The sequence below is a fragment of the Candidatus Chloroploca sp. Khr17 genome, assembly GCF_004138165.1.
Taxonomy (GTDB): Bacteria; Chloroflexota; Chloroflexia; order Chloroflexales; family Chloroflexaceae; genus Chloroploca.
Genome location: NZ_RYFF01000015.1, coordinates 71979 through 97730, shown reverse-complemented (window position 1 = coordinate 97730; position 25752 = coordinate 71979). Strand labels below are relative to the sequence as shown.

General features: G+C 63.9%; 18 protein-coding genes. 10 read left to right on the top strand and 8 right to left on the bottom strand.

The window, feature by feature from the left end; translation table 11 throughout:
* From EKD05_RS11335 to EKD05_RS11320, 4 genes are all read right to left on the bottom strand, one after another.
* The coding region (locus EKD05_RS11335; RefSeq protein WP_165360696.1) for a substrate-binding domain-containing protein at positions 1–606 on the bottom strand (606 nt) is incomplete at its 3' end.
* Between the two features lie 651 nt (positions 607–1257).
* Positions 1258–1473: a hypothetical protein gene (locus tag EKD05_RS11330; protein ID WP_129672712.1), complete on the bottom strand. Its 216-nt coding sequence runs from the start codon at positions 1471–1473 to the stop codon at positions 1258–1260.
* A 70-nt stretch (positions 1474–1543) separates the two neighbouring features.
* Positions 1544–2224, bottom strand: a complete 681-nt coding sequence (locus tag EKD05_RS26695; RefSeq protein WP_240695739.1) for a hypothetical protein — start codon at positions 2222–2224, stop codon at positions 1544–1546.
* 120 nt (positions 2225–2344) lie between these two features.
* A complete protein-coding gene (locus EKD05_RS11320) occupies positions 2345–2731 on the bottom strand; it encodes a hypothetical protein (protein ID WP_129672710.1) in 387 nt (128 codons plus the stop codon).
* 269 nt (positions 2732–3000) lie between these two features.
* Between EKD05_RS11320 and EKD05_RS11315 the strand changes: the two genes are divergently transcribed.
* A complete protein-coding gene (locus EKD05_RS11315) occupies positions 3001–3492 on the top strand; it encodes a recombinase family protein (RefSeq protein ID WP_205703922.1) in 492 nt (163 codons plus the stop codon).
* 139 nt (positions 3493–3631) lie between these two features.
* Here the strand turns inward: EKD05_RS11315 and EKD05_RS11310 are convergent, their stop codons facing one another.
* Positions 3632–3871, bottom strand: a complete 240-nt coding sequence (locus tag EKD05_RS11310; protein WP_129672708.1) for a diguanylate cyclase — start codon at positions 3869–3871, stop codon at positions 3632–3634.
* Between the two features lie 55 nt (positions 3872–3926).
* Here EKD05_RS11310 and EKD05_RS11305 point away from each other — a divergent pair, with 55 nt between their 5' ends.
* Positions 3927–4208: a DUF433 domain-containing protein gene (locus tag EKD05_RS11305; RefSeq protein WP_129672706.1), complete on the top strand. Its 282-nt coding sequence runs from the start codon at positions 3927–3929 to the stop codon at positions 4206–4208.
* A complete protein-coding gene (locus EKD05_RS11300) occupies positions 4205–4549 on the top strand; it encodes a DUF5615 family PIN-like protein (protein WP_129672704.1) in 345 nt (114 codons plus the stop codon). Before EKD05_RS11305 ends, EKD05_RS11300 begins: the two co-directional genes overlap by 4 nt.
* Before the next feature lie 264 nt (positions 4550–4813).
* Here EKD05_RS11300 and EKD05_RS26330 read toward each other — a convergent pair whose 3' ends face one another.
* Both EKD05_RS26330 and EKD05_RS11295 read right to left on the bottom strand, forming a co-directional pair.
* Entirely contained in the window at positions 4814–4993 is a 180-nt protein-coding gene (locus tag EKD05_RS26330; protein WP_205703921.1) for a hypothetical protein, read from the bottom strand.
* A gap of 1 nt (position 4994) precedes the next feature.
* Positions 4995–5210 (bottom strand): hypothetical protein, encoded by a 216-nt coding sequence (locus EKD05_RS11295; RefSeq protein ID WP_129672701.1) that lies wholly within the window; start codon positions 5208–5210, stop codon positions 4995–4997.
* 817 nt (positions 5211–6027) lie between these two features.
* Here EKD05_RS11295 and EKD05_RS25730 point away from each other — a divergent pair.
* The 5 genes from EKD05_RS25730 (at position 6028) to EKD05_RS11270 (ending at position 19954) form a co-directional block, all read left to right on the top strand.
* Entirely contained in the window at positions 6028–6273 is a 246-nt protein-coding gene (locus EKD05_RS25730; protein ID WP_165360695.1) for a hypothetical protein, read from the top strand.
* The gene (locus EKD05_RS11285) at positions 6245–6862 is read left to right on the top strand and encodes a cold shock and DUF1294 domain-containing protein (RefSeq protein ID WP_165360694.1); all 618 of its coding nucleotides are present in this window, start codon (positions 6245–6247) and stop codon (positions 6860–6862) included. Before EKD05_RS25730 ends, EKD05_RS11285 begins: the two co-directional genes overlap by 29 nt.
* A gap of 259 nt (positions 6863–7121) precedes the next feature.
* On the top strand, positions 7122–12476 hold the full coding sequence (locus EKD05_RS11280) for a DEAD/DEAH box helicase (protein WP_165360693.1): 5355 nt from the start codon (positions 7122–7124) through the stop codon (positions 12474–12476).
* Between the two features lie 3 nt (positions 12477–12479).
* Positions 12480–15497 (top strand): helicase-related protein, encoded by a 3018-nt coding sequence (locus tag EKD05_RS26690; protein ID WP_240695738.1) that lies wholly within the window; start codon positions 12480–12482, stop codon positions 15495–15497.
* A 158-nt stretch (positions 15498–15655) separates the two neighbouring features.
* Positions 15656–19954: an N-6 DNA methylase gene (locus EKD05_RS11270; protein ID WP_129672693.1), complete on the top strand. Its 4299-nt coding sequence runs from the start codon at positions 15656–15658 to the stop codon at positions 19952–19954.
* A gap of 385 nt (positions 19955–20339) precedes the next feature.
* Here the strand turns inward: EKD05_RS11270 and EKD05_RS11265 are convergent, their stop codons facing one another.
* On the bottom strand, positions 20340–20792 hold the full coding sequence (locus EKD05_RS11265) for a GxxExxY protein (protein WP_165360692.1): 453 nt from the start codon (positions 20790–20792) through the stop codon (positions 20340–20342).
* Positions 20793–20929: 137 nt separating this feature from the next.
* Between EKD05_RS11265 and EKD05_RS11260 the strand changes: the two genes are divergently transcribed.
* Both EKD05_RS11260 and EKD05_RS11255 read left to right on the top strand, forming a co-directional pair.
* Positions 20930–22993 carry an AAA family ATPase gene (locus tag EKD05_RS11260; protein ID WP_129672689.1) on the top strand — a complete coding sequence of 688 codons (2064 nt, stop codon included), beginning with the start codon at positions 20930–20932 and terminating at the stop codon, positions 22991–22993.
* Between the two features lie 3 nt (positions 22994–22996).
* A complete protein-coding gene (locus tag EKD05_RS11255) occupies positions 22997–25309 on the top strand; it encodes a hypothetical protein (RefSeq protein ID WP_129672687.1) in 2313 nt (770 codons plus the stop codon).
* Positions 25310–25752: the final 443 nt, after the last annotated feature.

Here is a 25752-nt window from a genome sequence, read left to right as displayed (position 1 = left end):
AGTGCCATCGGCAATCTTGGGCTGCAAGACGCCCCACGCGCCCTCGAAGAAGATGAAGGCGTTGTTGTCGGTCGCGGCACCAGCGTAGAGATAGAGCGGATTGCCAGTGCCCGTGGCGTTATCCACCAGGAACTGGGCCTGCTGGGCACCCACGGCGATGCTATCAAAGGTCACGTAGTAATCAACCGCGTCGGTCTCGCGGATGAGCCGGTCGTAGGAAATGACCTTGACCCCAGCGTCACGGGCCGCATTGGCCGACGCGGCGGCGGCTGTCCCGTCGTGCGGGGTAATGATCAGCACCTTGATGCCCTTGGTGATCAGCGACTCGACATTGGCCTGTTCGCGGGCCGAATCACCCTGGCTAAACAGAATCTCGACCTGATAGCCAGCGGCTTCGAGGGCTTCCTTAAAGCGGGCCTCGTCCTGAATCCAGCGTGGCTCGTCGCGGGTGGGCAAAATAATCCCGACCGCAAGTTCGGCAGCGGGCGGGGCAGTGGTTGCTTCGGCGGCAGGGGGAGCCGTCGGAGTAGAAGTCTGAGCGCCACAGGCAGCGAGCAACAGGCTCGCGAGTAGCGCGAAAACAGCGAAGACGCCTTTGTTTCGCATGGGTGCATGTCCTCCTAGACAGCAACATCTTCTTACGTAACGAAAACTACGAACAATGAACTGAACCTCTCCATCGGGCCAAACCATGCATGATGGATCAGATAGTGAACGAAAGCCTCCTTTCGCTAGCGACCCAATACTTTGGGCAACACAGCGTTGCAATTATACCACTTTTGCGTCAGAAATCGCTATCTGGATTGAGCGCAACCCAAATGACCGCAGGCGACTGGACTGCCCTCGGTCTTTCGTATGGATATGCGCGCGAGTTGCTCGTCTTGGCAGAAATCGTGCGCCGTTGGCGTGGCTATCCGCCTATTTTACCGTTTCGATTACCATATCTGTTTGGCCTGTTCTGGCGCACGGGTAGCCTTGATGATCGGGGTTATATTGCACGATGGCAATGACGTGGGGCGTAGTACGATAGTTCTGAAGCTTGTTTGCTGCGTTGCTGTTTCCTTCTGGGGCGATGAAGGCGGCAAGGGGTGGCACGGCGGGGCACGGCGGCGCCGTGACCCTACGGCGGCGGGGCACGGCGGCGGGGCGCGGCGGCGGGGCGCGGCGGCGGGGCGCGGCGGTGGGGCGCTCCGCCGCCGTGACCCTACGGCGGCGGAGCGCGGCGGCGCCGTGCCCGTACGGGGGGCATGTCGTTGCTCATGGCGGCTCTCGTTCGATGCCTTGCTGGTAATACCAGAAGAGGGCCCGGGCGGCGAGCAGGTTCGTGACGGCGTGGAGACTGGGTGCCGCCCGTAGGACGAGCCGTTCCAAGGTGGCGCTGTCGTAGCCCCAGCCGTTGCGCTCGCTCTCGGCCTGAGCCAGTGGCAGCCAACTCTCAAGGAAACGGAGGCGCGAGTTAGGGTCAGTGAACATCGCGTGCATCTCCTCCTCATCATGATGTGGATGTTGGCGGTAGCGACAAGCAGCCGCTACCGTCGCACCGCTACGACCGATCCAGGGTCACGATGGCGGGGGTGCGGTCGAACATCCAGAAAGCTATCGGGAGGCCGAGCCCCAAGGTAATGCCGATCAACCCCCAGGCCACGCTGAGCCAGAAGGCGCTGAACCACCAACCAACCGCGATAAAGTAGATGGCACGCAGCCAGAAGGGATGCTGCGCTACGCGACCCTGGCTCACGACCGTGACGCCACCGTCACTCACGACCTGCATCACGGTGCGCACCGGCTTCAGGGTCATCACCTGCGGAATGCGGTTGAGCATCAACAGGCCCAGGGGCAGGCCAATGATACTCACCAGCAAGAGCCAGGCGATCCCCGTCCAGAAGAAGCCTAGCCAGAGGCCGATGAAGCAAAAGTAGAGCGCACGCACGAGACAGCCGGGGCCTGCTGCGTTTTGGGCAAGGATGATCGTTGGTCCGGGCGCGGGTGCCGCCGCCGGGGCTTGCACGATCACATTGACCGTCTGGACTGGGCCGGCGACTGGTGCGGCGACCGCCGCCGTGGTCTGCGGGATGACTGGGGCAGATGTGAGCCGAATCGTTGCCGGGGCAGCGCTAGCGGCCTGAACGGGTGCATGTTGGCTGACGTCTGTGAAGTCACTTCCACAGTTGGCACAGCGGCGGGCATCGTCTGGGTTGAGATAGTCACAATTGGTACATCGCATGGCGGGGTCTCCCTGTGCGTACAATGACGAACCACTACGCTCAGTATAGCTACCCCACCCGGCGCAAATGTGCACGGCAGACCAGTGCGTTGCGACCATTTTTGCACCGTGAATAGTCTGTTAACAAGGTTTCCCGATGATTTGACGCAAAGGCGCAAAGAGCGCATCGAGGCGCATTGCCTCACGTTCGATGTAACCTTGACAGGATCGTTGCCTCACGAAGAATGTCACCCAACGCAAGTGAACCGAGAGAGCGTAGGGTAGGTCGCGGATGCTCCGGCGCATGATCGTCAGCGCGGTCATCATGCTCCAGCCCAGCATGTGCCACGCCCCAACGATGGCGACCCAATGCGCCAGGATCAACCCACACCACGTCGCGTACCGCTCGACCTGCACCGCCGTCACATCCTGGGCCGCCGTCAAGGTGATCCCGCGGTCACCCTTCCAGACCTTGAACAACAGTTCAATGGTATGATCACAAATGACAAATTCTGCTGCACCCGTCACGGAAGATTGACCCTCTCGTGGCGACGTGGGCCGCGGCGCCGCTGAATCCGCCAATCGCCGCCGATCTATCCTGCTGAGGAACGGATTTCTGCGACCTCAGGAGGTAACGATGCGGCGACACCCTTCGTGGCAGGTGCAGCGCACCCTGGTTGGACGAGACGACGGTCAACGGCGCTGGGATACGGCCTCTCAACTCATCCTCCACTGGACGCGGGATCACGACCTCGTGCGGCAGGCAGCCCCCGCCGCCCAATTACCGGAGGATCACCATGATCGAGGTGGCAGTGTATGTGTGGGTTTCGACCACCCGCCAGCAGCAGACCCAGACGATTGAGCAGCAGTTGATGCGCCTGCAGACCTATGTGGCGGCGCAGCCGGACTGGCACTTGGAGGCTGCTCATATCTATCGTGACGATGGGCAGCGTGGCGCCAAGCTCAACCGCCCAGGCTTGGATCGGTTGCGCGACCATGCCCGTGCGGCCCAATTCAGCCGGGTGGTGATGACCGCACCGGATCGACTGGCGCGCAACGACGTGCATCAGGTGTTGCTGATCGACGAGTTGTCCCAACTCGGCTGCACGGTCGAGTTTGTGGATCGCCCGATGAGCGACGATCCGCACGACCGCCGTTGTTCCGCGACGCGCGCCGCCACCGGCACCACGACCAACCGACACGGGATGCGCTGCGCGCTGCCGATGGTCGCCATCGCCATGGCATGCGGCAGCCTCCTCTTTGAGGGGTATCATCGCTTAAGTGTATGATAATGGGCGGCTTCGCCACCCCCAAACCCCCGCCTGGCGGCGACGTTGCAGCCGCCCTGCAGGCGCTCCCAGGGCTGTTCAACGCCCTGCGGCTTCGCCACCCCCAAACCCCCGCCTGGCGGCGACATTGCAACAGCCCTCAGCTGCTCCAGCAGACCAGGCGGTTCCGACCATCGGCCTTAGCCCGGTAGAGCGCGTTGTCGGCGTGGGCGATCAGGAGCTCGGGCGTATCGCGCTGGGCGTCGAGCTCGGCCACCCCGATGCTGATCGTCACCGAGAAGGTCACCGTCTCTGCGGCGACGAAGGACGCGCCCTCGATGTGGCTGCGCAGCCGCTCGGCCAGATCGGCTGCCGACGACTCATTGGTGGTATACTTCAGATATTCACCCGATCAGTTGCTACGGCGAGAGAGTACATACGGTGGAGAACCTGCGATGACTGCAACCGCACATCGGTATATCGTCCGCGATCACGCCATCTTGCGCGGTGAGCCCATTATTATCGGCACACGTACACCGATCCGGGCCATTGTCGAACTCTGGCGTCAGGGGATTGCTCCCGAAGCCATCCCACAGCGCTTGCCGCACCTCACCTTAGCCCAAGTGTTCGACGCGCTCAGTTATTATAGTGACCATCAGGACGAGATTCACTCATATATCGCGCAGAACCGTATCCCAGATCACCTGATTGATCCCAAGGTTACCGGTTCGGTATGAAGCTCTTTATTGACCTGTATACTGATGAAGATGTCGATGTGCTGGTTGCAGAGATGCTTCGGGGCCGGGGTTTTGATGTGGCCACGACACGCGAGGCCGGACAATTAGGGCGGAATGATGATGATCAACTTGCCTACGCAGTAGCACAACAGCGCGCGTTTCTGACCCATAACCGTACTGATTTCGAGATGCTTGCCGAGACATATTTTCAGCGCGGTCACCAGCACTATGGGATCATCATCGCCCTGCGCCATCCGCCCCAGGAAATCGTCCGACGCCTCTTGCTTGTGCTTGACCAAATGACCGCAGATGAGTTTATCGATCAACTCCGCTACATATAAGCACATTGAGAAGCCTTCTCACGATGCAGCCTCACCAGGCGGTGCAACCCGACGCCGCTAGAAGCCGCAGAGGTTGGCCCACTACCCCCTCAGTCCCTCTGCGCCTTGGCGTCAACCATGCTCTCGCGATCCTCTGCGCCTTGGCGTCAAATCTGGCTGTGAGGCTCACGCGGCCAGCATCACGCGGCATAGTCGCGCACATCCACCTGGGTACCCACGGCAGCGAGGTGCTCGGCAGTGGTAAGCAACGTCCGTGCCGCCGCTTCATTCACGTAGGCTTCGCCACAACGGCAAAACATTCACCGTTGCTCCGCTATCCAACAGACCCATGAACGTCATGGTGCGTTGGTCATGGGCCAGGAGCAGAGGGACAGAAGGCATCAGGCTGCTGTCGGGGCGAGTGGGATCACTGGCGATGTACGGAAAGCGAGCTGCGGTCATCATCTCAGGCTCCGTTTGGTCGGGTGTCGTTGAGAAGTTGGAGCAACGTGGCCGCAGCCTCATGCGCATCATAGGGCGACCAGATCGCGCGTTCTGCCTCAGCCGGAGGCAAGGCATGCGCTTCGTCACGGGCGATCTCGGCCGCAAGAAACTGCATCAACCGCAATTTCTCCACCCGTGGTAAGGCATGAATCGCGGGGAAGAGTTCGGTGAGGGTCATCACGTCACTTCCTCTCTTTGCGCTCCAGGAGCGGGCAAAGGTTCCCCTGCTGCGTCCACCATCAGGGCCAGCACGCGCTTGATCCACGCTGTGCCATCGTCGTTGCGTCTGGTTTGGTCAACGGATCTCTTGTGGCATCGAGATTGTTCCGGAGACCTCGGTGTGCGTTGCTTGCCCTCAGTATACCCGATTGCAGGCACGAATCTAAGCCCCTTGGCTTGATTGTTTGAACGCAGAGCCGCAGAGGCGGGGAGGCGCGGAGGTTGGCGCACCACCCCTCTGCGCCTCTGCGTTCACATTTCCGGGCGAGCATCCCCCCACCGGCGCAAAAGCGGCCCTCACGACCCCTGCCCCTGCGCCACCAGTGCCGTCACCTGCGCCTGCGCCTCCAGCAGCAACCGGCTGGGGGAAAGAGGAAAGAGGAAAGAGGAAAGAGGAAAGAGGAAAGAGGAAAGAGGCGAGCGCCTGCGTAGTGGGTAACGTACGTTTTCTGGGGTCGTTCGCCGACCACGAATGGGATCACGAAGAAACGAATACCGCACCGAGCCGCCCATCTTCGTTTATTCGTTCTCAGTATTCGTGGTCGGCGGTGCGGTCAGAATACGTACGTTACAGACGAATGAGGACGCGCTGCACACCGCCGCACGGTCACGGAGCGCGTTCCTCACGACCCGTTGCGCCTCGGCGTCTTGGCGTCAAACCGAGCAGGCAATGCCGCACGCCCCGCCCAGCGGTGAGGGATGCGCTGGTGTCCATGTGGTGCTATACTAAGGAGTGGCTTCAATGATGCGTTGAGGCAGAAAAAAGAAACAACGGGATGGCTGAATTCAACTGCGGCTATTGTGGCGCGAGCTTTCCGAGCGCCGCCACCGCGCAGGCCCATGCCAATGGGTGCGCTGCGCAACCTGCCCCCGCTGCGGTGGGTGCGCCGACTGGCCTGATCTATGCCTGCACCACATGCGGTGCCGTTTTCGCCAACGCACACGCGGTGCATGCGCACGCGACGCAGTGCCCTGAAAGGAAGCGTGTCCCCTATGTCGCGCAGAGCGAGCGTCGCCCCTAACACCGAGCAGCCCCTGGCCCGCCGTCAGCGCGGGGTCATCCGTACCTGGAAGGCTGCGCAGGGCTATGGCTTCCTTGCCCCCGAGGAGGGCGGCGAGGAGGTCTTTGTCCACATCACGGCGGTCGTCGCCGGCCGCTCCCGCCTCGGCCCCGGCAGCGTGGTGGTCTATGACCTGGGCCGCGATGCTCAGCAGCGCCTCCGTGCCCTGAACGTCCGTGTCGGCCCCGGCCTCGGCACGCCGCTGCGCCTCGCCATCCTCGCCAGCAGCCTCTTTCTCAGCGCCGTCGGCGTCGTAAGCTGGCTCGGCTTCCTGCCCGCCTGGATCGTGCTGGCCTATCTGCTGCTCAGCGGGTTCACCGCCCTGGTCTACCGCTTCGACAAGCGCCAGGCGACCCAGGGCCAGCGGCGCATCCCTGAAGCGACGTTGCACCTGCTCGACGCTCTCGGCGGCTGGCCGGGGGCGCTGATTGCGCAGTGGGCGCTGCACCATAAAACCCGGAAGGTGGCCTACCAACTCACCTTCTGGCTGCTGGTGGGCCTGCACCTGCTCGGGCTGGCTGGGGTGGTGTGGGTGGTGGGGCGGTTCTGAGTTGGGCTGGCGCTCGGTCGCTTTAACGCAGAGACGCAGAGACGGGGAGTGTGCATGCCATCTCGTGTGGGTTCCCATATGCGGCATGGTAGGGGCAGCGCGGCGATGGAAGAAGCGTTTCCCCCTCAATACGTCTTGTAAAATGGCGGCTGATCTACGATAATGCGCTCGGGTGCGCTGCTCTCGCCCGTTTATTTTCCCGATCTTCCTTTTTTGCTCGATGTGGTCGAGACCGATAACGAACCTCGCGAGGATGCGCGTGGATATTTTCCAACTTCGTCAGCAGATTATTCACCAATACGCGGCTTATACCCGCAGCTTTCTTACGATCTTCGACCCCGCTATCCGTGACTTTGTTGATACTTCGCTTGCGGAAGGCCGCCTCTGGCCTGACTCGCTTGTGCAGCTTTCGCCGGCCTATGATAAGGCCAGTACGGTCGCTGACCTTGTGGAGCACGGGACGCTTCATTCGACCTGCGGCGAGATTTTCCGCGTCCCCGATGGAACCGGTGGGCTGCGTTCGCTCCACCTGTTTCGCCACCAGAAGCGGGCGATCGACCTGGCGGCGGCTGGCCGCAATTATGTGGTTACGACTGGCACTGGCTCCGGCAAGAGCCTGACCTACATGATCCCGATTGTGAATCATGTGCTGCGCAATCGGCCTCAGGATGGGCGTGTCCGGGCGATTATTGTCTATCCGATGAATGCGCTGATCAATTCGCAGGCGAAGGCGCTTGAGCGTTTCTTTGGCAATGTGTCCGGTGATTGTCCGGTGCGTTTTGCGCGCTACACCGGTCAGGAGCGCGATGCTGATAAGCGGGCGATTCAGCAGAACCCGCCCCATATCCTGCTGACGAACTATGTGATGCTGGAGTTGATGTTGACCCGCCCGGATGAGTTCACTTTCGTCGATGCGGGGGCCGCTAATCTGCAGTTTGTCGTGCTTGATGAGTTGCACACCTACCGCGGTCGCCAGGGGGCTGACGTGGCGATGCTGCTCCGCCGCCTCCGCGAGCGCTCGGGCAACCCGGGCCTCACCTGGATTGGCACCAGCGCGACGATGGTGAGCGGCGACTCGGCGGACGAGCGCCGCGCCGCCGTCGCCCGTGTGGCCGGTAGCATCTTTGGCGTGGAACTCCCCGCCGATCAGGTGATCGAGGAGACGTTGACCTACGCCGTTCCGCAGTTGCCCGTCCCGTCGCGCGAGGCGCTGCGGGCGGCCCTCGAGCGTGACCTGCCTGCGTCCCTCGATTGGCTGAGCTTTCAGTGTCACCCCCTCGCCCACTGGATCGAGCAGACGTTTAGCCTGCGTGCCGACCAGGAAGGCACGCTCCGCCGGGCCGAGCCGCGGACGCTCCGCCAGGGGGCTGAGGCGCTCGCCGCCCATACGGGCGTTGCCGTCGCCCGCTGCGAGGAGCAGCTGCGGCGCTTCTTTGACCTGGGGAGCAGTGTGTGTGACCCGGACAATAATCCTGGTTTTGCCTTCAAGCTCCACCAGTTCATCTCGCAGGGCAGTGCGGTTTACAGCACGCTCGACGAGCCCCCGCACCGCCACCTGACGCTCGAAGGGCAGCGCTACATCGCCGGTGACGATGGCGAGCGGTTGCTCTTCCCACTGGTCTTCTGCCGCGAGTGCGGTCAGCACTATGCGCTCTGTGCCTATGACCCCGAGGCCGAGGCGGTCACGCCGCGTCAGCCGATGTCGCGTGGTGAGGATGTCGCTGAGCCTGCCGAGGCTGGTTACCTGCTGATTGGCGCGGACGCCTGGAGCGAGGAGTCCGAAGATCTTCTGCCTGACAGTTGGTTCAACCTGACGCGCAGGGGGCGAACGATGAAGAAGGATTACCGTCCCTTCCGCCCCCGCCGCTTGAGCGTGCGCCCAGATGGATCGCTCACCAGTTTGCCCGATGATGGGGCCATCACCGCCTGGTTCCTGCGCACGCCGTTCCTGACGTGCCTGCGCTGTGGCACGGTCTATACGCGCCGTGATAAAGACGACTTTCGCAAGCTCGCCCGCCTCAGCAGCGAGGGCCGGAGCACCGCCACGACCTTGATCGCGGTCACGGCGGTTGACGAGATGCGCCGTTCTGACCTGAAGCCGAGTGCGCAGAAGCTGCTCAGCTTCACGGATAACCGTCAGGACGCCTCGCTCCAGGCCGGTCATTTCAACGACTTCGCTGGCGTGAGTCTGCTGCGTGCCGCGATCGCAGCGGCCCTGGAGTCCTCCACGCCCGACCGGCCACTCAACCACCTCACTATCGCCCCGGCGGTCTGTGCGGCCCTCGCCCTGCCCCAAGAGGCCTACACCCTCACCGGCAAGGTGGCGACCTACGGGGGGGCCAAGCGGCGTAATGAGGAGACGCTGACGGCCTACCTTGAATACCGGGTCTTCGAGGATCTGCGCCGTGGCTGGCGGATCACGCAGCCCAATCTCGAGCAGTGCGGCCTGCTCCGCATTGACTATCTCGACTTGCACGAGCTCTGTGCTGATGAGCAGCCCTGGGCGCAGCACTCTGTGCTCGCCGCGACCGCCCCTGCGCAACGCGAGGTGGTTATCCGCGCCATGCTGGAGTATATGCGCCGCGAGCTTGCGATCGATGCGCCCTGCCTCGATCCCCAGCGGCAGCCCGAGTTGGTTAAACGGGTCACGGCTGCGCTCAAGGAGCCTTGGACCTTTGCCGAGGAGGAGACCCGCGACCTTCGCATGGCAACGCGCTTCCTGGTGCCAAGCGATGAACCTGTCCCGCCGGGGGCGCGCAGCTTCTCGGGGCGCGGCCAACTCGGCCGCTTCCTGCGCTCGCCCCGCGCCTGGCCGAGCCTCGATGGGCGCCTGGACGACGACGCCTACGAAGCGTTGCTCACCGCCCTGCTCGACATCCTCGTTGGGACGAACATCCTCGTTGATATTGCAGAGCGTGGAACCCGCGCCGTCCAGATCCGCCGCGATGCGATGCTCTGGCTGCCCGGCGATCAGACTGCGCCCCCGCCCGATCTGATCCGATCCCGCAGAATGAATCTGACCACCGAGGCACCGAGGCACGGAGAAGCGCAAGCCTTGGGGTCAATGGATCTGACCACCGAGGCACCGAGGCACGGAGAAGCGCAAGCCTCGGTGGCGCTGGGCCTCAGTGGTGAACCTACTCGCCAGGCGAACGTCTTTTTTCGTGAGTTCTACCGCCGCCCGCCGACGATCCTGCGTGGTATCGAGGGCCGCGAACACACCGGCCAGGTCGATCAGGGCAACCGCGAGAGTCGTGAGGAATTATTCCGTGACGGCGTCCTCCCGGTGCTCTTCTGTTCGCCGACGATGGAGCTCGGCATTGACATCGCGGATCTCAACGTCGTGCATATGCGCAATGTGCCTCCGACTCCGGCGAACTATGCGCAGCGCTCAGGGCGGGCCGGTCGCAGCGGACAGCCCGCCCTGGTGATAACCTACTGCTCGACCGGCAGCGGCCACGACCAGTATTTCTTCCAGCGCCCCAAGGCCATGGTTGCCGGGGCCGTCGCCGCACCCCAGATTGACCTCGCCAATGAAGATCTGCTGCGGGCCCATGTCCACGCCATCTGGTTGGGGGCGACGGGCCTCGACCTCGGTCGCGACATGCTCGGGCTGATCGCCCCGACGCTGCCGGGTCTGCCGCTCAAGCCCGAGATTCAGGCGCACATTACCCTTGACGAGCGTGCGCAGGCGGGCTGTCTTGCCCAGGCTCAGCGTGTGCTCGCGGGTCTCGGCCCGGCGCTCGCCACCAGCACCTGGTTCGACGAGGGATGGCTGCGCACGGTGCTCAGCGAGGCCCCCCAGCGCTTTGACGCCGCCTGTGCGCGCTGGCGCCAGTTGTACGTTGCCGCCGAGGCTCAACTCAGCGAGGCGCGCGAGGTGGCCGACGCCTACCGGCGCGGCAGCGGCGACCGCAAGACGCACGAGGAGGCCGAGCGCCGTGAGGCTGAGGCCAAGCGTCAACTCGCCCTGCTCGGTGGCCGTGAGGGCCGGGGCAGCAGCGAGGCCGATTTCTATCCCTACCGCTACTTTGCTAGCGAGGGGTTTCTCCCCGGCTACAACTTCCCGCGGCTTCCCGTGCGCGCTTTCCTGCCCCTAAGCCGGGGTGAGGGGAGCTTTCTTGTGCGGCCGCGCTTCCTGGCGATCAGTGAGTTTGGCCCGTACAATATCATCTACCACGAGGGCCGCAAGTACCGGGTGACGCGCACCGCCGTGCCCTCGGGTGACGCGCAACGTCGCTTCCTCCGCGCTAAGATCTGTAAAAACTGTGGCTATTTCCACGAGGGGGCTGAGGCTGAGGTCTGTGAGCAGTGCCAGGCCATCCTCGCTGGGCAGGGCGTCACGTACCTCCCGTATCTCTTTGAGATGAGCACCGTCACCACCCAACCGGCTGACCGCATCACCTGCGAGGAGGAGGAGCGCGCCCGCGAGGGCTTCCGTCTCGAGACGTTCTACCAGTTCGCCCGGAGTATCCACGGCCCGAGGCGTCAGGATGCGACGGTGGTTTGTTTACCACCGAGGCACCGAGGCACTGAGGTCGGACAGATACATAAAGATGACTCTGACTCGGTGTCTCCGTGCCTCGGTGGTGCAATCCAACTCACCTACGCCCCCACCGCGACGATCTGGCGCGTGAACCACGGCTGGAAGCGCGCCCGCGAGGCCGGCTTTGCCCTCGACCTCCGCCGTGGCCTTTGGGGGCGCCAGCCCGGCGGTGAGGAGTTGTTGGAGGATAGCGAGGATCTCTCTGGGGACGCCGTGCGCCGCGGGGTGCGCCTAGTCGTGCGCGATACCCGCAATCTGCTCATCATCGGTCTCCCCCCCGCCATCGCTGCTCAGCCGGAAAGCGCCGCGACCCTTCAGTACGCCCTCGAGCGTGGGATCGCCGCCGCCTTCCAACTCGAAGAGCAGGAACTGAGCTCCGAGCGGCTCGGTGCCGGGACAACCACGCGCCTGATCTTCTGGGAGTCCGCCGAGGGCGGGGCCGGCGCCCTGCGGCGGCTGGTCGAGGAGCCAACCGCTTTGGCGCGTGTTGCCCAGGCCGCCCTTGAGATCTGCCACTTCGACCTCGAAGGCACGGAACGCTCCGACGTTGGAGCATGCGTGCGGGCCTGTTATCGCTGCCTGCTCTCGTATAGCAACCAGCCCGACCACGCCCTGCTCGACCGGCGGATTGTGTCTGACCTGCTCGTCGAGCTGGCGCAGGCCGAGGTCATCGCCGAGGCTCCCCCTGCGCCGCTGGTGCCGCTCGCCACGCCAGCCGCCGTTGCCCCCGCACCGGGAGCGCCGGTGTCTCCGCCCGAATCTTCTGGGGTGACAAGGCCAGCGGAGGTGCGGCCCGCGCTGAGCGCCGACCTGCCCCCGGCGACCGCCCGCGTGCTGATGGCGATCCGGGCGCTCGGCGGGCGTGACCCAGCGGGGGTCTTCCCCGAGGTGATCGGCCACCGGCCCCACCTTGCTTACCACCCGACCTACTTCATCCTCTGCCCAGCAGCGGGCGAGTCGGTCGCGGCGATGCGCGCCGACCTTGAGGATGCCGGGTGCGCTGTCATTGTGATCAGCCCCGAGGACGATGTAGCCACCGTGCTTGCGCCGTACTCGTTCTGGAGGTAGTGGATGGCGCGTTTCACTGTTGGTTCGCTGGTGCGTTGCCGTGAACGCGAATGGGTGGTGTTGCCCTCAGCCGACGATGATCTGCTGCTGCTCCGCCCCTTGGGGGGAGCCGCCGCCGAGGTCTGCGGCATCTTTCTGCCCGTTGAGGGCGATCGGGTGGTCGAGGCGAGCTTTGCGCCGCCTGATCCGGCGGCGATGGGCGATGTGGAGGCCGGGGCGCTGCTGCGGAACGCGGCCCGCCTCAGCCTGCGGAGTGGGGCCGGGCCCTTTCGCTCCCTGGGACGCCTCGGGGTAAGGCCGCGCCCGTACCAACTGGTGCCGTTGATCATGGCGCTGCGCCTTGACCCGGTGCGCTTGCTGATCGCCGATGACGTCGGCATCGGGAAGACCATCGAGGCTGGCCTGATTGCCCGCGAGTTGCTCGACCGCGGCGAGATCGCCCGGCTCACCGTGCTCTGCCCGCCCCACCTCTGCGATCAGTGGCAGCGCGAACTTAGCCAGAAGTTCGCCCTCGAGGCGACGGTCGTGCGTTCCAGTACGGCCGCCGCCCTTGAGCGGAGCCTGCCCCGTGGTGACACGAGCGTCTGGGAGCACTTCCCGATCACGGTGGCGAGCATTGACTACGTCAAGAGCGAACGACGGCGTGACAGCTTCTTGCGCGCGGCCCCTGAACTCGTGATCGTCGATGAGGCCCACGCCGCCGTTGGCTCCAGCGGCAGTGCGTCTCAGCAGCAGCGCTATGAACTGGTGCGCGAACTGGCGGCGCACACCGACCGCAAGCTCATCCTGCTCACGGCCACGCCGCACTCTGGGGTAGAGGACGCCTTCACCAGCCTGCTCGGTCTGCTCGACCCGCGCTTTGCCACGCTCGACCTCGGTCGTCTGGCCGATCCCGACCGCGACATCCTCGCCCGCCATTTTGTGCAGCGCCGCCGTGGCGATGTGCAGCGCTGGATCGGCACCGACGATGTTACGCCTTTCCCCATCAGAGAGTCCGCCGAGATAACCTACACGATGCCGCGCGCCTCGGCCTATCGCACGCTCTTTGATGAGGTCTTCACCTTCACCAAGGAACTGGTGCAGGAGAGCGGCCTCGGGACGGACGGGCAGGTGTGGCGGCAGCGGGCGCGCTACTGGGCCGCCCTGGCTCTGCTTCGCTGTGTGATGAGCAGCCCCGCCGCCGCCGAGAAGGCGCTGCGCCTCCGTGGGGGAGGATTTACCACAGGATTTACCACAGAGGCACAGAGGCACCGAGGAGGAGAGGGGGATGCGGGAGATGCGGGGAAAAAGGTTGAGTCCTCGGTGTCTCTGCGCCTCGGTGGTGAAACTTCCGGGTTGACCACCGAGGCACCGAGGCACCGAGGAGGAGAGGGGGATGCGCTTCGTGACGCTGTTCAAGACGACCGTGAAGAGGCGTTTGACTTCGAACCCGCGCTCGGTGGTCTGGATGCGGATGAGGTTGAAGCCTCGGTGCCTCTGCGCCTCGGTGGTGAAACTTCCGGCGAGCGCGCCCGCCTTGCCCGCTTCGCTGCTCGTGCTGCTGCGCTGCGTGGCAAGGAGGATCCGAAGTTGCAGCGGCTCATCCAGGTGCTCAGCGATCTGCTCCGCGACAACTACAATCCGATCGTCTACTGTCGCTATGTGGCGACCGCCGATTATGTGGCCGACGAATTGGTGAAGTTCTTCAGCCGACAGGCTGGCCTGCGGGTGCTCGCGGTCACGGGCGAAGGCTCTGAGGAGGAGCGTGAGGCCCTGATCGCCGAGTTGGAGACCAGCCCGCGACGCTTGCTCGTTGCCACCGACTGCCTCAGCGAGGGCATCAACCTCCAGGGTGGCTTCGATGCCGTGATCCACTACGATCTGCCCTGGAACCCGAACCGCCTGGAGCAGCGCGAGGGGCGCGTTGATCGCTACGGGCAGCGGCGGCCCACCGTCCGCACCGTCCTGCTCTACGGGCAGGACAACCCCATGGACGAGGCGGTGATGAAGGTGCTGCTGCGCAAGGCTGTCCGGATCCACAAGACCCTCGGCATCAGCGTGCCGCTGCCGGTCGAGAGTGGCACCGTGGTCGAAACGCTGATCGCCTCGCTCTTCCAGCCGGGCGTCGAGCAACTGGCCCTCTTCGACACCGCCCGTCAGTTGACGCTCCTCGATGCGGTGCCGAGCGTGCAGGAGGTTGAGACCGCCTGGAACCGGGCTGTGGAGCGGGAGCAAGCGAGCCGCACCCGCTTTGCGCAGCGCCGCATCAAACCCGAAGAAGTGGCCCGCGAACTTGAGGAGACGGATGCGGTGCTTGGTGACCCATCCTCGATTGAGCGCTTTGCGACCGCCGCGTGCGAGCGCCTCGGGGCCTCGTTGCAGCAACGCAAAGCCGGGGTGCTGGGCCTGAGCCTGAACCCGTTGCCTGAGCCGGTGCGTGAGCGCGTGGCCCACCTCGCCGACAAGGGCGGCGAGTTGCTCGTGAGTTTCGCCGACCCTGCCCCCGAAGGCGTCGAACACCTTGGGCGCAACCACCCGCTGATCCTCGCCCTGGCTGACTACCTCATGGAGACGGCGCTGGCCCCCGACGGAACCACGCCGGTGGCCGCCCGCTCGGGCGTCATGCGGACACGCGCCGTCCCGAAGCGCACCCGCCTCTTGCTGCTGCGGGTGCGGATGTTGATCGAGAGTAGCCGTCAGCGGGTGCCGGTTCTCGCCGAGGAACTGGTCGTCGTCGGCTTCAGCGGGCCGCCGTCGGCGCCGGCCTGGCTGAGCCAACCCGATGCGCTGGCCCTCTTGGAGCACGCGCAGGCTGCCGCGAACCTCACGCGTGACGAGCGTCTGATCGCGCTTCGCACAGGCCTGGGCGAGCTTGCGCCGCTTGGGAGTGAATTGGAGCGCATCGCGGACGAGCGGGCCGCCCACCTGCGCGAGGCGCATATGCGGGTGCGCGCCCAGACGGGCGGCGGATCCGTCCGGGTGCGCCCCGCTGGGTTGCCTGATGTCCTTGGGCTGTATGTGTTGTTACCTGTTTTGATGTAAGCACGGTGTGGTCTGCCGTCCACGAATTACGATCACGAATAAACGAATACCGCATGGAGCAAGCCCATATTCGTTTATTCGTGATCAGTATTCGTGGTCGGCGGTGCTACCGGGAAACTTTTGTTCCAGACTACTCAGTGCCTCGGTGGTGAAATCATATGCCCTACACAACGATTGTTACTGAAGGCGGGTTGCTTCCCTCCGATATTCTCGATGCTATCGCTGCTGGTGCGATGGAGGGTCAGCGCCCTGAGGATTTTGGCCTGGACCGTACCCGGAATCTCTCTGACCGCATTTCGGCGGCATGGCAGGTTGCACGTAGCCAGTGGGCGCTGTTCCAGTCCTACCTCGCTGACCTTGCACCCGGCGCGACGGGTACTACCGAGACCCGCGAGCAGTGGGTGCTCCCGCTGCTGCGGGTGCTGGGCTATCAGCTCAGTCGTAACCGTAGCGCTTATGTGCTTCAGGGCCGCACGTATGCGATTTCGCACCGCGCCGATGAGTTCGACGATGCCCCGCCGGTGCATATCGAGAGCATTCGCAATAGCCTTGATGCACGTCCGCCCTCGGGTCGCCCGCGCCTTTCGCCCCATGCCCTGGTGCAGGAATACCTCAACAGTACCGAGCACCTCTGGGGTATCGTTACCAATGGCGAGCGTTTGCGCCTCCTCCGCGACTCGGCGCGCTTTACTCGTCCGGCTTACGTCGAGTTCGACTTGCGTGCGATTCTGGAAGGTGAGAAGTTCAGCGAGTTCGCGATCCTCTACCGGTTGCTCCATCGCTCGCGTTTGCCGGATAGTTCACCACCGAGGCACCGAGACACTGAGGATCGCAAAGAAGCAACGTCCCTCAGTGCCTCGGTGGCGAGGCCGGAAGATTGTCTGCTGGAGAAGTATCACCAGTATGCTGTCGAGGCTGGTGGCCGTGTGCGCAACGGCTTGCGGGTTGGGGTCGAGGTGGCGCTGAAGACCCTTGGCAATGGTCTCTTGGCGCATCCGACTAATGCCGAGCTGCGGGCGCAAGTGGCCTCAGGCCAACTGACCCCGCTCGACTACTATCGCCAGTTGCTGCGCCTGGTCTATCGGCTGCTCTTCCTGATGGTCGCCGAGGAGCGTGGGTTGATCGCAGTAGAAGGCAAAGTAGAAGGCAAAAGTGAAAAGGTAAAAGGTAAAAGTGAGGAAGATGAGTTTTTGCCTTTTTCCTTTGACCTTTTGCCTTCAAACGCTCTGCGTATTTACTACGAGCACTATAGCGTCAGTCGCTTGCGCCGCTTGGCCGAGACTTCGGGGGTCGGGCGCGGGCCGTACACCGATCTCTGGGAGGGGTTGCTGACCACGTTCCGCCTGCTCGAAGGCAGCGACGAGATCGCCCCGCGCCGCCTCGGTCTCGCTCCGCTTGATGGCGATCTCTTTGGCGACACCGCCTGCGCTGCCCTCACCACCAATACCCGCCTCGCGAACGCCGCGTTGCTGGCCGCCGTGCGCGCCCTCTCGCTCTACCGCGATGAAGAGAGCAAGCTGCTCCGTCGCGTCAATTATGGTGCGCTCGATGTCGAGGAGTTGGGGAGTGTGTATGAGTCGCTGCTGGATTATCGTCCCGTTGTGACGATTCAAGGCAAAAGTGAAAAGGCAAAAGGAAAAAGGAATGGCGACGAGAGCATTGATCCTTTTACCTTTTCACTTTTTACTTTTGACTTAGCAAGCGGTAGCGAGCGCAAGACGACCGGTAGCTACTATACCCGCCCTGAGTTGGTGCAGGAGTTGATCAAGAGTGCGCTGGTGCCTGTGATCGAGGCGCGGCTCAAGGCGGTTGGGGATACACCACAGAGACACAGAGACACAGAGGATCAAAAAGAATCTCAGGGCCTCAGTGCCTCGGTGGTACATCAAAAAGAAGCCGCTTTGCTCAGCATCCGCGTGGTGGACCCCGCCTGTGGCTCGGGGGCGTTTTTGCTGGCGGCTGCGCGTCGCCTGGGGCGCGAGTTGGCCCGTGTGCGCGCTGGTGAGGATCAGCCGTCGCCGGCGCAGTTCCGCCACGCGGTGCGTGATGTGATCCGTCGTTGCATCTTTGGCGTCGATCTCAACCCGCTCGCGGTCGATCTCTGCAAGCTGAGCCTCTGGATCGAGGGGCACGCGGCTGGCTTGCCGCTGAGCTTTCTCGATCATCACATCCGCCATGGCAATAGCCTTGTCGGTGCGACCCGCGAACTGGTGGAGGCGGGCATTCCCGACGACGCCTACAAGCCGGTCAGTGGCGATGATAAAGCGACGGCAAGTAGTCTCAAGAAGCGCAACAAGCAAGAGCGCGAGCTGCATCGCAAGCAGGGCCTGGTGCAGCAAGATCTCTTTGCCACCGCTGCCGCCGACGATGCCCCGTTCGCAGCGGCCCTGCGCGCCCTCGACGAAGCCGCCGACGACAGCGTCAGTGCAGTGCGCGCCCGCGCCGCCCGCTACGCCGCCCTGCGTCGCCAGGCCCACGCCGAACGCGCCAAGTTTGACCTCTGGACGGCGGCCTTCTTCCAGCCGCTTACGCCCGAGAATGCGCGCTATGTGCCCACCTCGAAGGATCTGCTTGACTTCGACCCCGGCAGCGCAAAGACCCTGATGGCCGCGCCGCTGGCCGAAGCGGTTGGCTTCTTCCACTGGGAGCTTGAGTTCCCGACAACGAATGGGAGCGAATTAACTAATGAGGGCCATTCGTTCATTCGGGCCCAATTCGATGTGGTGCTGGGCAATCCGCCGTGGGAGCGGATCAAGCTCCAAGAGCAGGAGCATTTTGTGGATGTGCCGGCGATCCGTGAGGCTGCGAATAAGGCGGCCCGCGACAAGGCGATCGCGGCCTGGCGCAATGGCGACGCCCACCAGCGCGCCCGCATCGCCCAGTTCGACGCCGCCAAGCAGCGCGCCGAAGCCGAGAGCCGCTTTGTCCGGGCGAGTGAGCGCTTTCCGCTGACGGCAGTGGGTGATGTGAATACCTACGCGCTCTTCGCTGAGCATTTTCGCAACTTGCTCGCGCCGACGGGACGGGCAGGCATTATTGTGCCGACGGGCATTGCGACGGATGACAGTACCAAGGCGTTTTTTGGGGATCTTAATGCACAAAAACAACTTGCCAGTTTTTACGACTTCGAGAATCGCGAGAAGATTTTTGCCGAAGTTGACAGCCGCTTCAAATTTGCCCTGCTGACAATAGGCACAACCAGCGAGCCAACCCGCTTTCTCTTCTTTGCCACCAACGTCAACCAACTGGCCGATCCACAGCGGGCCTTCATGCTGACCCCCGACGAGATTGCGCTGATCAACCCCAACACGCACACCGCCCCGGTCTTTCGCACCAACCAAGATGCAGAGCTGACCAAAAAGATCTACCGGAAGGCACCGGTGCTGATTGATGAAAGGCAAAAGGAAAAAGGCAAAGGGCAAAAGGATAGTGGCAACCCATGGGGGGTGTCCTTTCTGCGGATGCTCGATATGTCCAACGACAGCCACCTCTTCCAGAGCGCCCCTGGTGACGGGCTTGTGCCATTGTATGAAGCGAAGCTGCTGCACCAATTCACCCACCGCTGGGCGACGTATGCCAGTGTACCACAGAGGCACGGAGGCACAGAGGAGGGCGCGCACGATTTGAGCGCCGCCGAGCTCGCCGATCCTGCGGTCAGTATCACGCCGCGCTACTGGGTGCCCACCAACGCCGTCGCCGAGCGCCTCGCCGATTGGCAATACCATTGGGTTTTGGCTTTCCGCCGAGTTGCTCGAACGACAGATGAAAGAACAGCGATTTTCACCATACTACCAAAGATAGGTGCAGGTGACAGTGTCTTTTTGATACTGCCAAAACATGGAAATAGCTTGCTTATTGCTTGTTTCTTGGCAATACTAAATAGCATCCCTTTCGATTTTGTCGTAAGACAAAAGGTTGGTGGTGTAAACTTTAGTTTCTTCATCGTCAACCAACTCCCCGTCCTCCCGCCCTCGGCCTTCACGCCCGCCGACATCGCCTACATCGTGCCACGGGTCGTCGAACTAGTCTACACCGCGTGGGACATCAAAGCGTTCGCAGAGGACGTGTGGGAAGCAGCTGACCACGAATTACGGGAACGAATAAGCGAATGTTGGCGGGCCAATATGGCGGCGGCGGAGCCATTGGCGGCCACGAACCCGGCCATCGCCGCGCACCTCGGGATAGCCCATTCGTATATTCGTGACTCATTCGTGGTTCCACCGTTCATCTGGCACGACGAGCGCCGCGCCCAGATCCGCGCCGAGCTCGACGCGCGCATCGCGAAGCTCTACGGGCTAACGCGGGACGAGTTGCGCTACATCCTCGACCCGCACGACGTGTATGGCCCAGACTTCCCGGGGGAGACCTTCAGGGTGTTGAAGGAGAAAGAGCAGCGAATGTACGGCGAGTACCGGACGAGGCGGCTGGTGTTGGAAGCGTGGGATGACCACGAATAGGGCCCGGGCCGACCACGAAGTGATCACGAATACACGAAGAGGGGCGGCGGCGCAGCCCGGCATTCGTATATTCGTGATCAGCATTCGTGGTCGGCCCGCCCGGCCCAACCACGAAGAGGGGCGGCGCGCAGCCCGGCATTCGTATATTCGTGATCAGCATTCGTGGTCGGCCCGCCCGGCCCAACCACGAAGAGGGGCGGCGCGCAGCCCGGCATTCGTATATTCGTGATCAGCATTCGTGGTCGGCCCGCCCGGCCCAACCACGAAGAGCGGCGGCGCGCACCCCGGCATTCGTATATTCGTGGTCAGCATTCGTGGCCGGCCCGCCCGGCCCAACCACGAAGAGGGGCGGCGCGCACCCCGGCATTCGTATATTCGTGGTCAGTTATTCGTGGCCGGCCCGCCCTCGCCGCACATTATCGCGCCCTACGCGCTGCACCGGGCCTGGCTGAGCAGGGAAGACGCGCCGAAACTGCAATTTACGCCGCCCAAAGTTGAAGAGCAGCCCAACCGGGGCCGCCGTCGCCTTCAAATAATTGATTACCTGACCGAGCTCGTCAGGCGTCAACTGATGGCGAAAGGCTTTCAACTCGACGACGACCGTTCCTTCTACAAACAGATCAAGGTAGAATAGACCAACCAGCGCCTGCTCGTCGTATACCTCAACCCGATACTGGCGCACGGCCTCGATCCCCTGGCTGGCGAGCTCAGCAGCGAGGGCCCGCTCGTAGATTTCCTCCTTGTAGCCGTAGCCTAGCCGATTATGCACCGCTATAGCCGCCCCGATAATCCGGTAGGTCAGATCGTTACCGGTTGCATCCTGGACGAGTTCTGGCATTGGGTTGCTCCTACATAGACATGGCTTGTATACTGTACCGCAACAACGCGCCAATAGATACGCTCGCGTGTACATCTGCTATTTGCGTCCATCGCTGATCGCAACGCGGAACTGGATCAAGAGAAACAAATGCTTCTATGAGTTATAATGATGCGTTTTTGCCGCTCGTCTCGACCACGAACGCACGGCCACTGCCGCGCACGCTCGGTACTGCGCTGAAGCCCTATGTGCGCCTTGCTGCGCTGCTGGACGGGCCGAGCTATACGCCAGCCCAGATTGTGGAACGCCTCGCCCGGATTAGCCCGCCCGTGGCGAGCCTTACTGCGCTCCCTGATCCCGATGCGCTCGTCGGCGATCTTCTGCGGCTGCGCCTGCTCAAGCCAAACGAGGCCGGCGGCACCTATCGCCGCTGGCCGTACCTCGACGGCGCCATTGAAAACCAGGTGCTCCGCTATGCCGCCTTGACGCTGCTTGTGCCACGCGGTGACGGACGCCACGAGTTGCCGGCCCTGCGCGCCCCGCTCGACGGTGAGGCCCATCCCACGGCGGCCTGGCCGTACCAGGAAGCCCTGGTCGCATGGTATGAGGAGGCGGGGCTGGTGCGTGCAACGGGCGACGGTTCCTGGCAGGCCCTCCCTGCGGCGCTGAGCCCGCTGCCAGACGATAACGACTGCGCTCGGGCGCTCAATACTTTCCTCAGCTACCTGATGCAGGCCCGCGCCGGACAGGCGGGACTCCCACCCATGACGGACGACGCACTCCCACTCCTTGACCCCAGCGTGCTTGAGGAGCGGATCGCCGAAATCCAGCGCGTATTGCTCATCGACCGGAGCACCATCCTCCGCATCTACCGTGCCCTGGTCGCCGGGCATCACGTCATCCTCAGCGGCCCGCCCGGCACTGGCAAGACCCACCTCGCCACGCTGCTCCCACGGGTGCTCTGGCGTGACGCAGAGCCGATGATGCTCCCCGCGATGGGCACGGATCCCCGGCGCGCACCGATGGAGCCGCCAGATGCGCAACCGGTCTATCGGGACGGCTACGTGGCCGAGGTGGTCACCGCAACCGAGGACTGGGGCGTGCGGAACGTGATCGGCGGCATCACGCCGCAGGTGCTGCGCGAAGATGGACGTTCAGCCCTCGTCTACCAGGTGCGCCACGGCTGCCTCACCAAGGCCGTGCTGAGCAACTATGCTGGTTATGACGGCAGTGCGCCGCCGCCAACCTTCCAGCGGACGGAGGTGCTCGATGGCGACCAGCGCTGTCGCGGGCGCTGGCTCGTGATCGACGAGTTCACGCGAGCGCCGATCGACGCCGCCTTCGGCAGCCTGCTCACGACCCTCGGTGGGCAGCGCAGCCCGCTGGCGGTGCCCACCGACGATGGCGAGGTGAACGTGCCCCTGCCGCGGGACTTCCGCATCATTGGCACGCTGAACAGCTTCGACCGGCACTTCCTCAACCAGATCAGCGAGGCGATGAAGCGCCGCTTCACCTTCATTGACGTGCTGCCCCCAGGGCCACCCCTCGCCGACGCAGAACGCGGAGCCGCAGCCTCACGCGCCCTCATGCGCCTCGAAGAGCAGGGGTTGCTCGAGCTCGGGGGCGATGCGGCGGCAGGCGACCTGAACTGGGAGGACGTGCTGACCATCACCCGCACCACGCACGACGCGAGCGACGCCCCAAGCTATACGTTGACGTGGGATGACGAAGACGGTGCGCGCACCCTCAGCACCTTTTGGCGCATCTTCCGCACCATCCGCGTCTACCGACAACTCGGCACCGCCCAGGCCGAGGCGGTCTGTAGCGCCCTCTTCAGCGGTCATCTGATCGGCATGGGCTGGGAAGAGGCCCTCGATGCGGGTCTGGCCGACACCCTGGCCGATCAGCTCCAGGTGCTCACCCGCGACGAGCAGCGGGTGCTGCTGGCCTACCTTGACCATGCCAGCGACCCGGTGCGCTTTGCCGAGCGCGTGCGCCAGATCCTCGGGAGCGTGCCGGTGGCTCGGCAGGTGGGGCACCTGGCCCAACTCCGCAGGGCCGATCATCAACCCGAGGGCGACGCGATCGACGAAGTGGACAGCGCCAAGCTCACCCCGGCCCAACTTGGGCGCATCTTCGCCCTTGAAGCTCCGTTGACGGTGGATGGGCGCGGCCTCTTCGCGCAGCGCCTCCGCGCCTTCGTCGGCGAGCGCGGACTGTAGGCGATGACACCGGTGCCAACCCCCACCGAGGTGACCGCCTATGGCGCGATGCAGGCGCGCCTGGTTGCCTTACTGCTGCGTTACGACGAGGGCGGCTTTGGTCGCCTGATTGGCACGAGCGCCAACCACGCGGCGGAACAGACAGATGCGACGCTGCAACGCTACCGCGACCTGGGTGCCGTCTTTGTGCTGCGCGACGCGTTGTTTGAAGACATCCTGCCGCGCATCGTGCGGCGGCTCAGCTTTGCGTCACCACGCACCCTGATCGTCGAGGAGCCACCTGCGCGCGGGCGGATCGACTGGGGGCGTAGTGTCGACGCGGCCTGGGCCGAGCGCCCCGGCGAAGCCCCGCTCTTGCTGCACACCCGTCAGCGCCGGCGCGACTTCGCCACCCCAGAAAACCTGCTCACCGTCGTCACGTTGCTCGAGTATCACACCGAGGTACAGCGTCTGCTCTGGGACGAACAGATGACCGCCGGGAGCATGGCCCTGCGCCACCCGCTCAACGAACTGGCCGAGCGCTGCGAACGCGAACTAGCCTTCCCGCAGTTCGCAGGCCTCAGAGGCGCGGCGCAGCAGAGGCTTGATGGAGCGTGGGGCGGCGCTGCGAGCCTGGAGCAGCAGGTCCACGAGCGGCTCATCCCTGGCGGCAACAGCGCCTACGAAGATCTGCTGGCGTGGCGGGCGCGCCTACGCGACCTACGCCTGCTGCGGCGCAGCCAACCATCCACCGACGATGTTTTGGGGGCCAACCCCGAGCGCGACAACTACCTCTACCAGGTCTGGATCTTCTACGAACTGGCCGACCTGCTCCAAGAGCACGGCCGCCTTGAGGTCCTAAACCCCCGGCAGGGGCAGATGGCGCTACGCTTTCGCTGGGGCGACGGCGACGACGTGTGCAGCTACGAACTCCGCCACGACCAGGCCGTACCGATACCGCCTGCCCGCTGGGGGTCAACACCGCTGCGCAAATACGCCGTACCGGGCGTCCGCCCCGACTTCTACCTCTGGCGGGTCGCGCCGGCCCCGGCCCGCGTTGAGCAGAACGGGATCCTCTATTGGCGCGAGCCCGGCGTGGTATGGGACGCGAAATACTACCGCGAGCGGGAGGAGCGTGCGGCAGCGCCGTCGTCGCCCATCAAGCGCATGATCGCCGACCTCGCCCTGCTCGGCGAGCACCACGGGACGCTACTCTTCGCGTTTCTTACGGGCGAAGGGGCGGCCACACCGGGCAGCGGCGGCTACCACCTCAGCCCCGCCGACCGCGACCAGACCATCGTACCCGACCAACAGGTGCGCATCCAGCCCCTCTGCCCCGCCGCGGATCTGCATGGTCTGCGCGCCCTGCTGAGCGCACTGCTCGATGACGCCCACCGGCGCCTCCGCGAGCCGCGCCTGCCCCGCTGCCAGGGGGTCTTTCTCGACGCCCTGAGCCTGGCTGAGCGCGGGGCGCTCGTGGGCCGCCAGGGGGACACCCTAGCCCCGGATGATCTCTTAGTCTGCCCAAAACCGCACATTGGCAATTGGCGGCTTGACCTGGTAAGCCGTGAGCACCACTGCTGCCGCGATGGGCGCCTGTGCCACATCATCGGCCAGCCAGGCGCCGCACCACCCGTGCGACCACCACGGACGTCCAGAGATCTGCTCAAAGAGCTCGATCGTCTCTTCGCGTCTGGCGATCTCGACACACTGGATGAGAGCGCCGTCGAGCATGTCAGCAAGCGGATCGAAGGACTGACGCGCCGCTTCGCCGAAATCACGGGAGCACTACACGATCTAGCGCGTTACGAAGCCAAACTCGGCGACATCGGGCTTGATCGCACCCTCCATCTACTCGGGGCACCCGAGCGCGAATCGCTCGCGCTCGCGGTCTACCTCCGTGATCAACTCGACGAGGTGCAGGCAAACGACTACTCGGCCCCGATCATCCATGTCGCACGGGTTCTTGAGCGCGAACTCCAGCGGCGCATCCTCGCCGTACCTGGCATCAGCGGGGCCGACTTCCCCCACGGACGACCGACGCTCGGCGCGCTCGGAGGGGTACGCCGCAAAAACCCGCTGCTCTGGGGGCGCATCACCACGCACCTTGGCTCAATCTGGGCAAGCACCGTCGACCCCGACGACAGCTCATTCACGGTCAGCATCGAGCAATTCGTCGACGAAATCGATCTACTCGTCAGAGTCCGCAACCAGGCAGCGCACACCACACCGATACCCCGCACCCACTTCCGCGCCATCCTCCGCGCATACTGCAACGGAGGGCCCCTCCGCGTCGGCTCGCTGAATGTGCTGCTAACAGCCTGGCCGCATCGGTAGCGGCAGACCCTGAGCCCAGGCAAAGGGCGCGATCGCTAAATCTGCGTCATCTGCGGATGATCAAGAGGACGTTGCGTCAGGTCTAGGGCGCTTGCATCTTGCGTTCGTGGGGCCGCTCTGCGCGCGGATCACGCGCATCCGCCCCCACCGTCGGCGTCAGGGTCTTCCAGAAATGAATCCGGTCTAGCCCGCGCAGGCGGGCTTCGCTTCCCCGAGCCGAGGGCTTATGGTCTTCCAGAAATGAATCCGGTCTAGCCCGCGCAGGCGGGCTTCGCTTCCCCTAGCCGAGGGCTTCAGCCCCACGGTATCGGGTTCATACCGGATTATGTACTGGAACACCATTAGCCCGACGGTGCTCCGGTCAGGTGGACTTTGCATCAGCCCTATTACGTCTCCCCTCCCTCGTGTCCGCCCTCTGCGCCTTATGTTATACTGCATGCGGG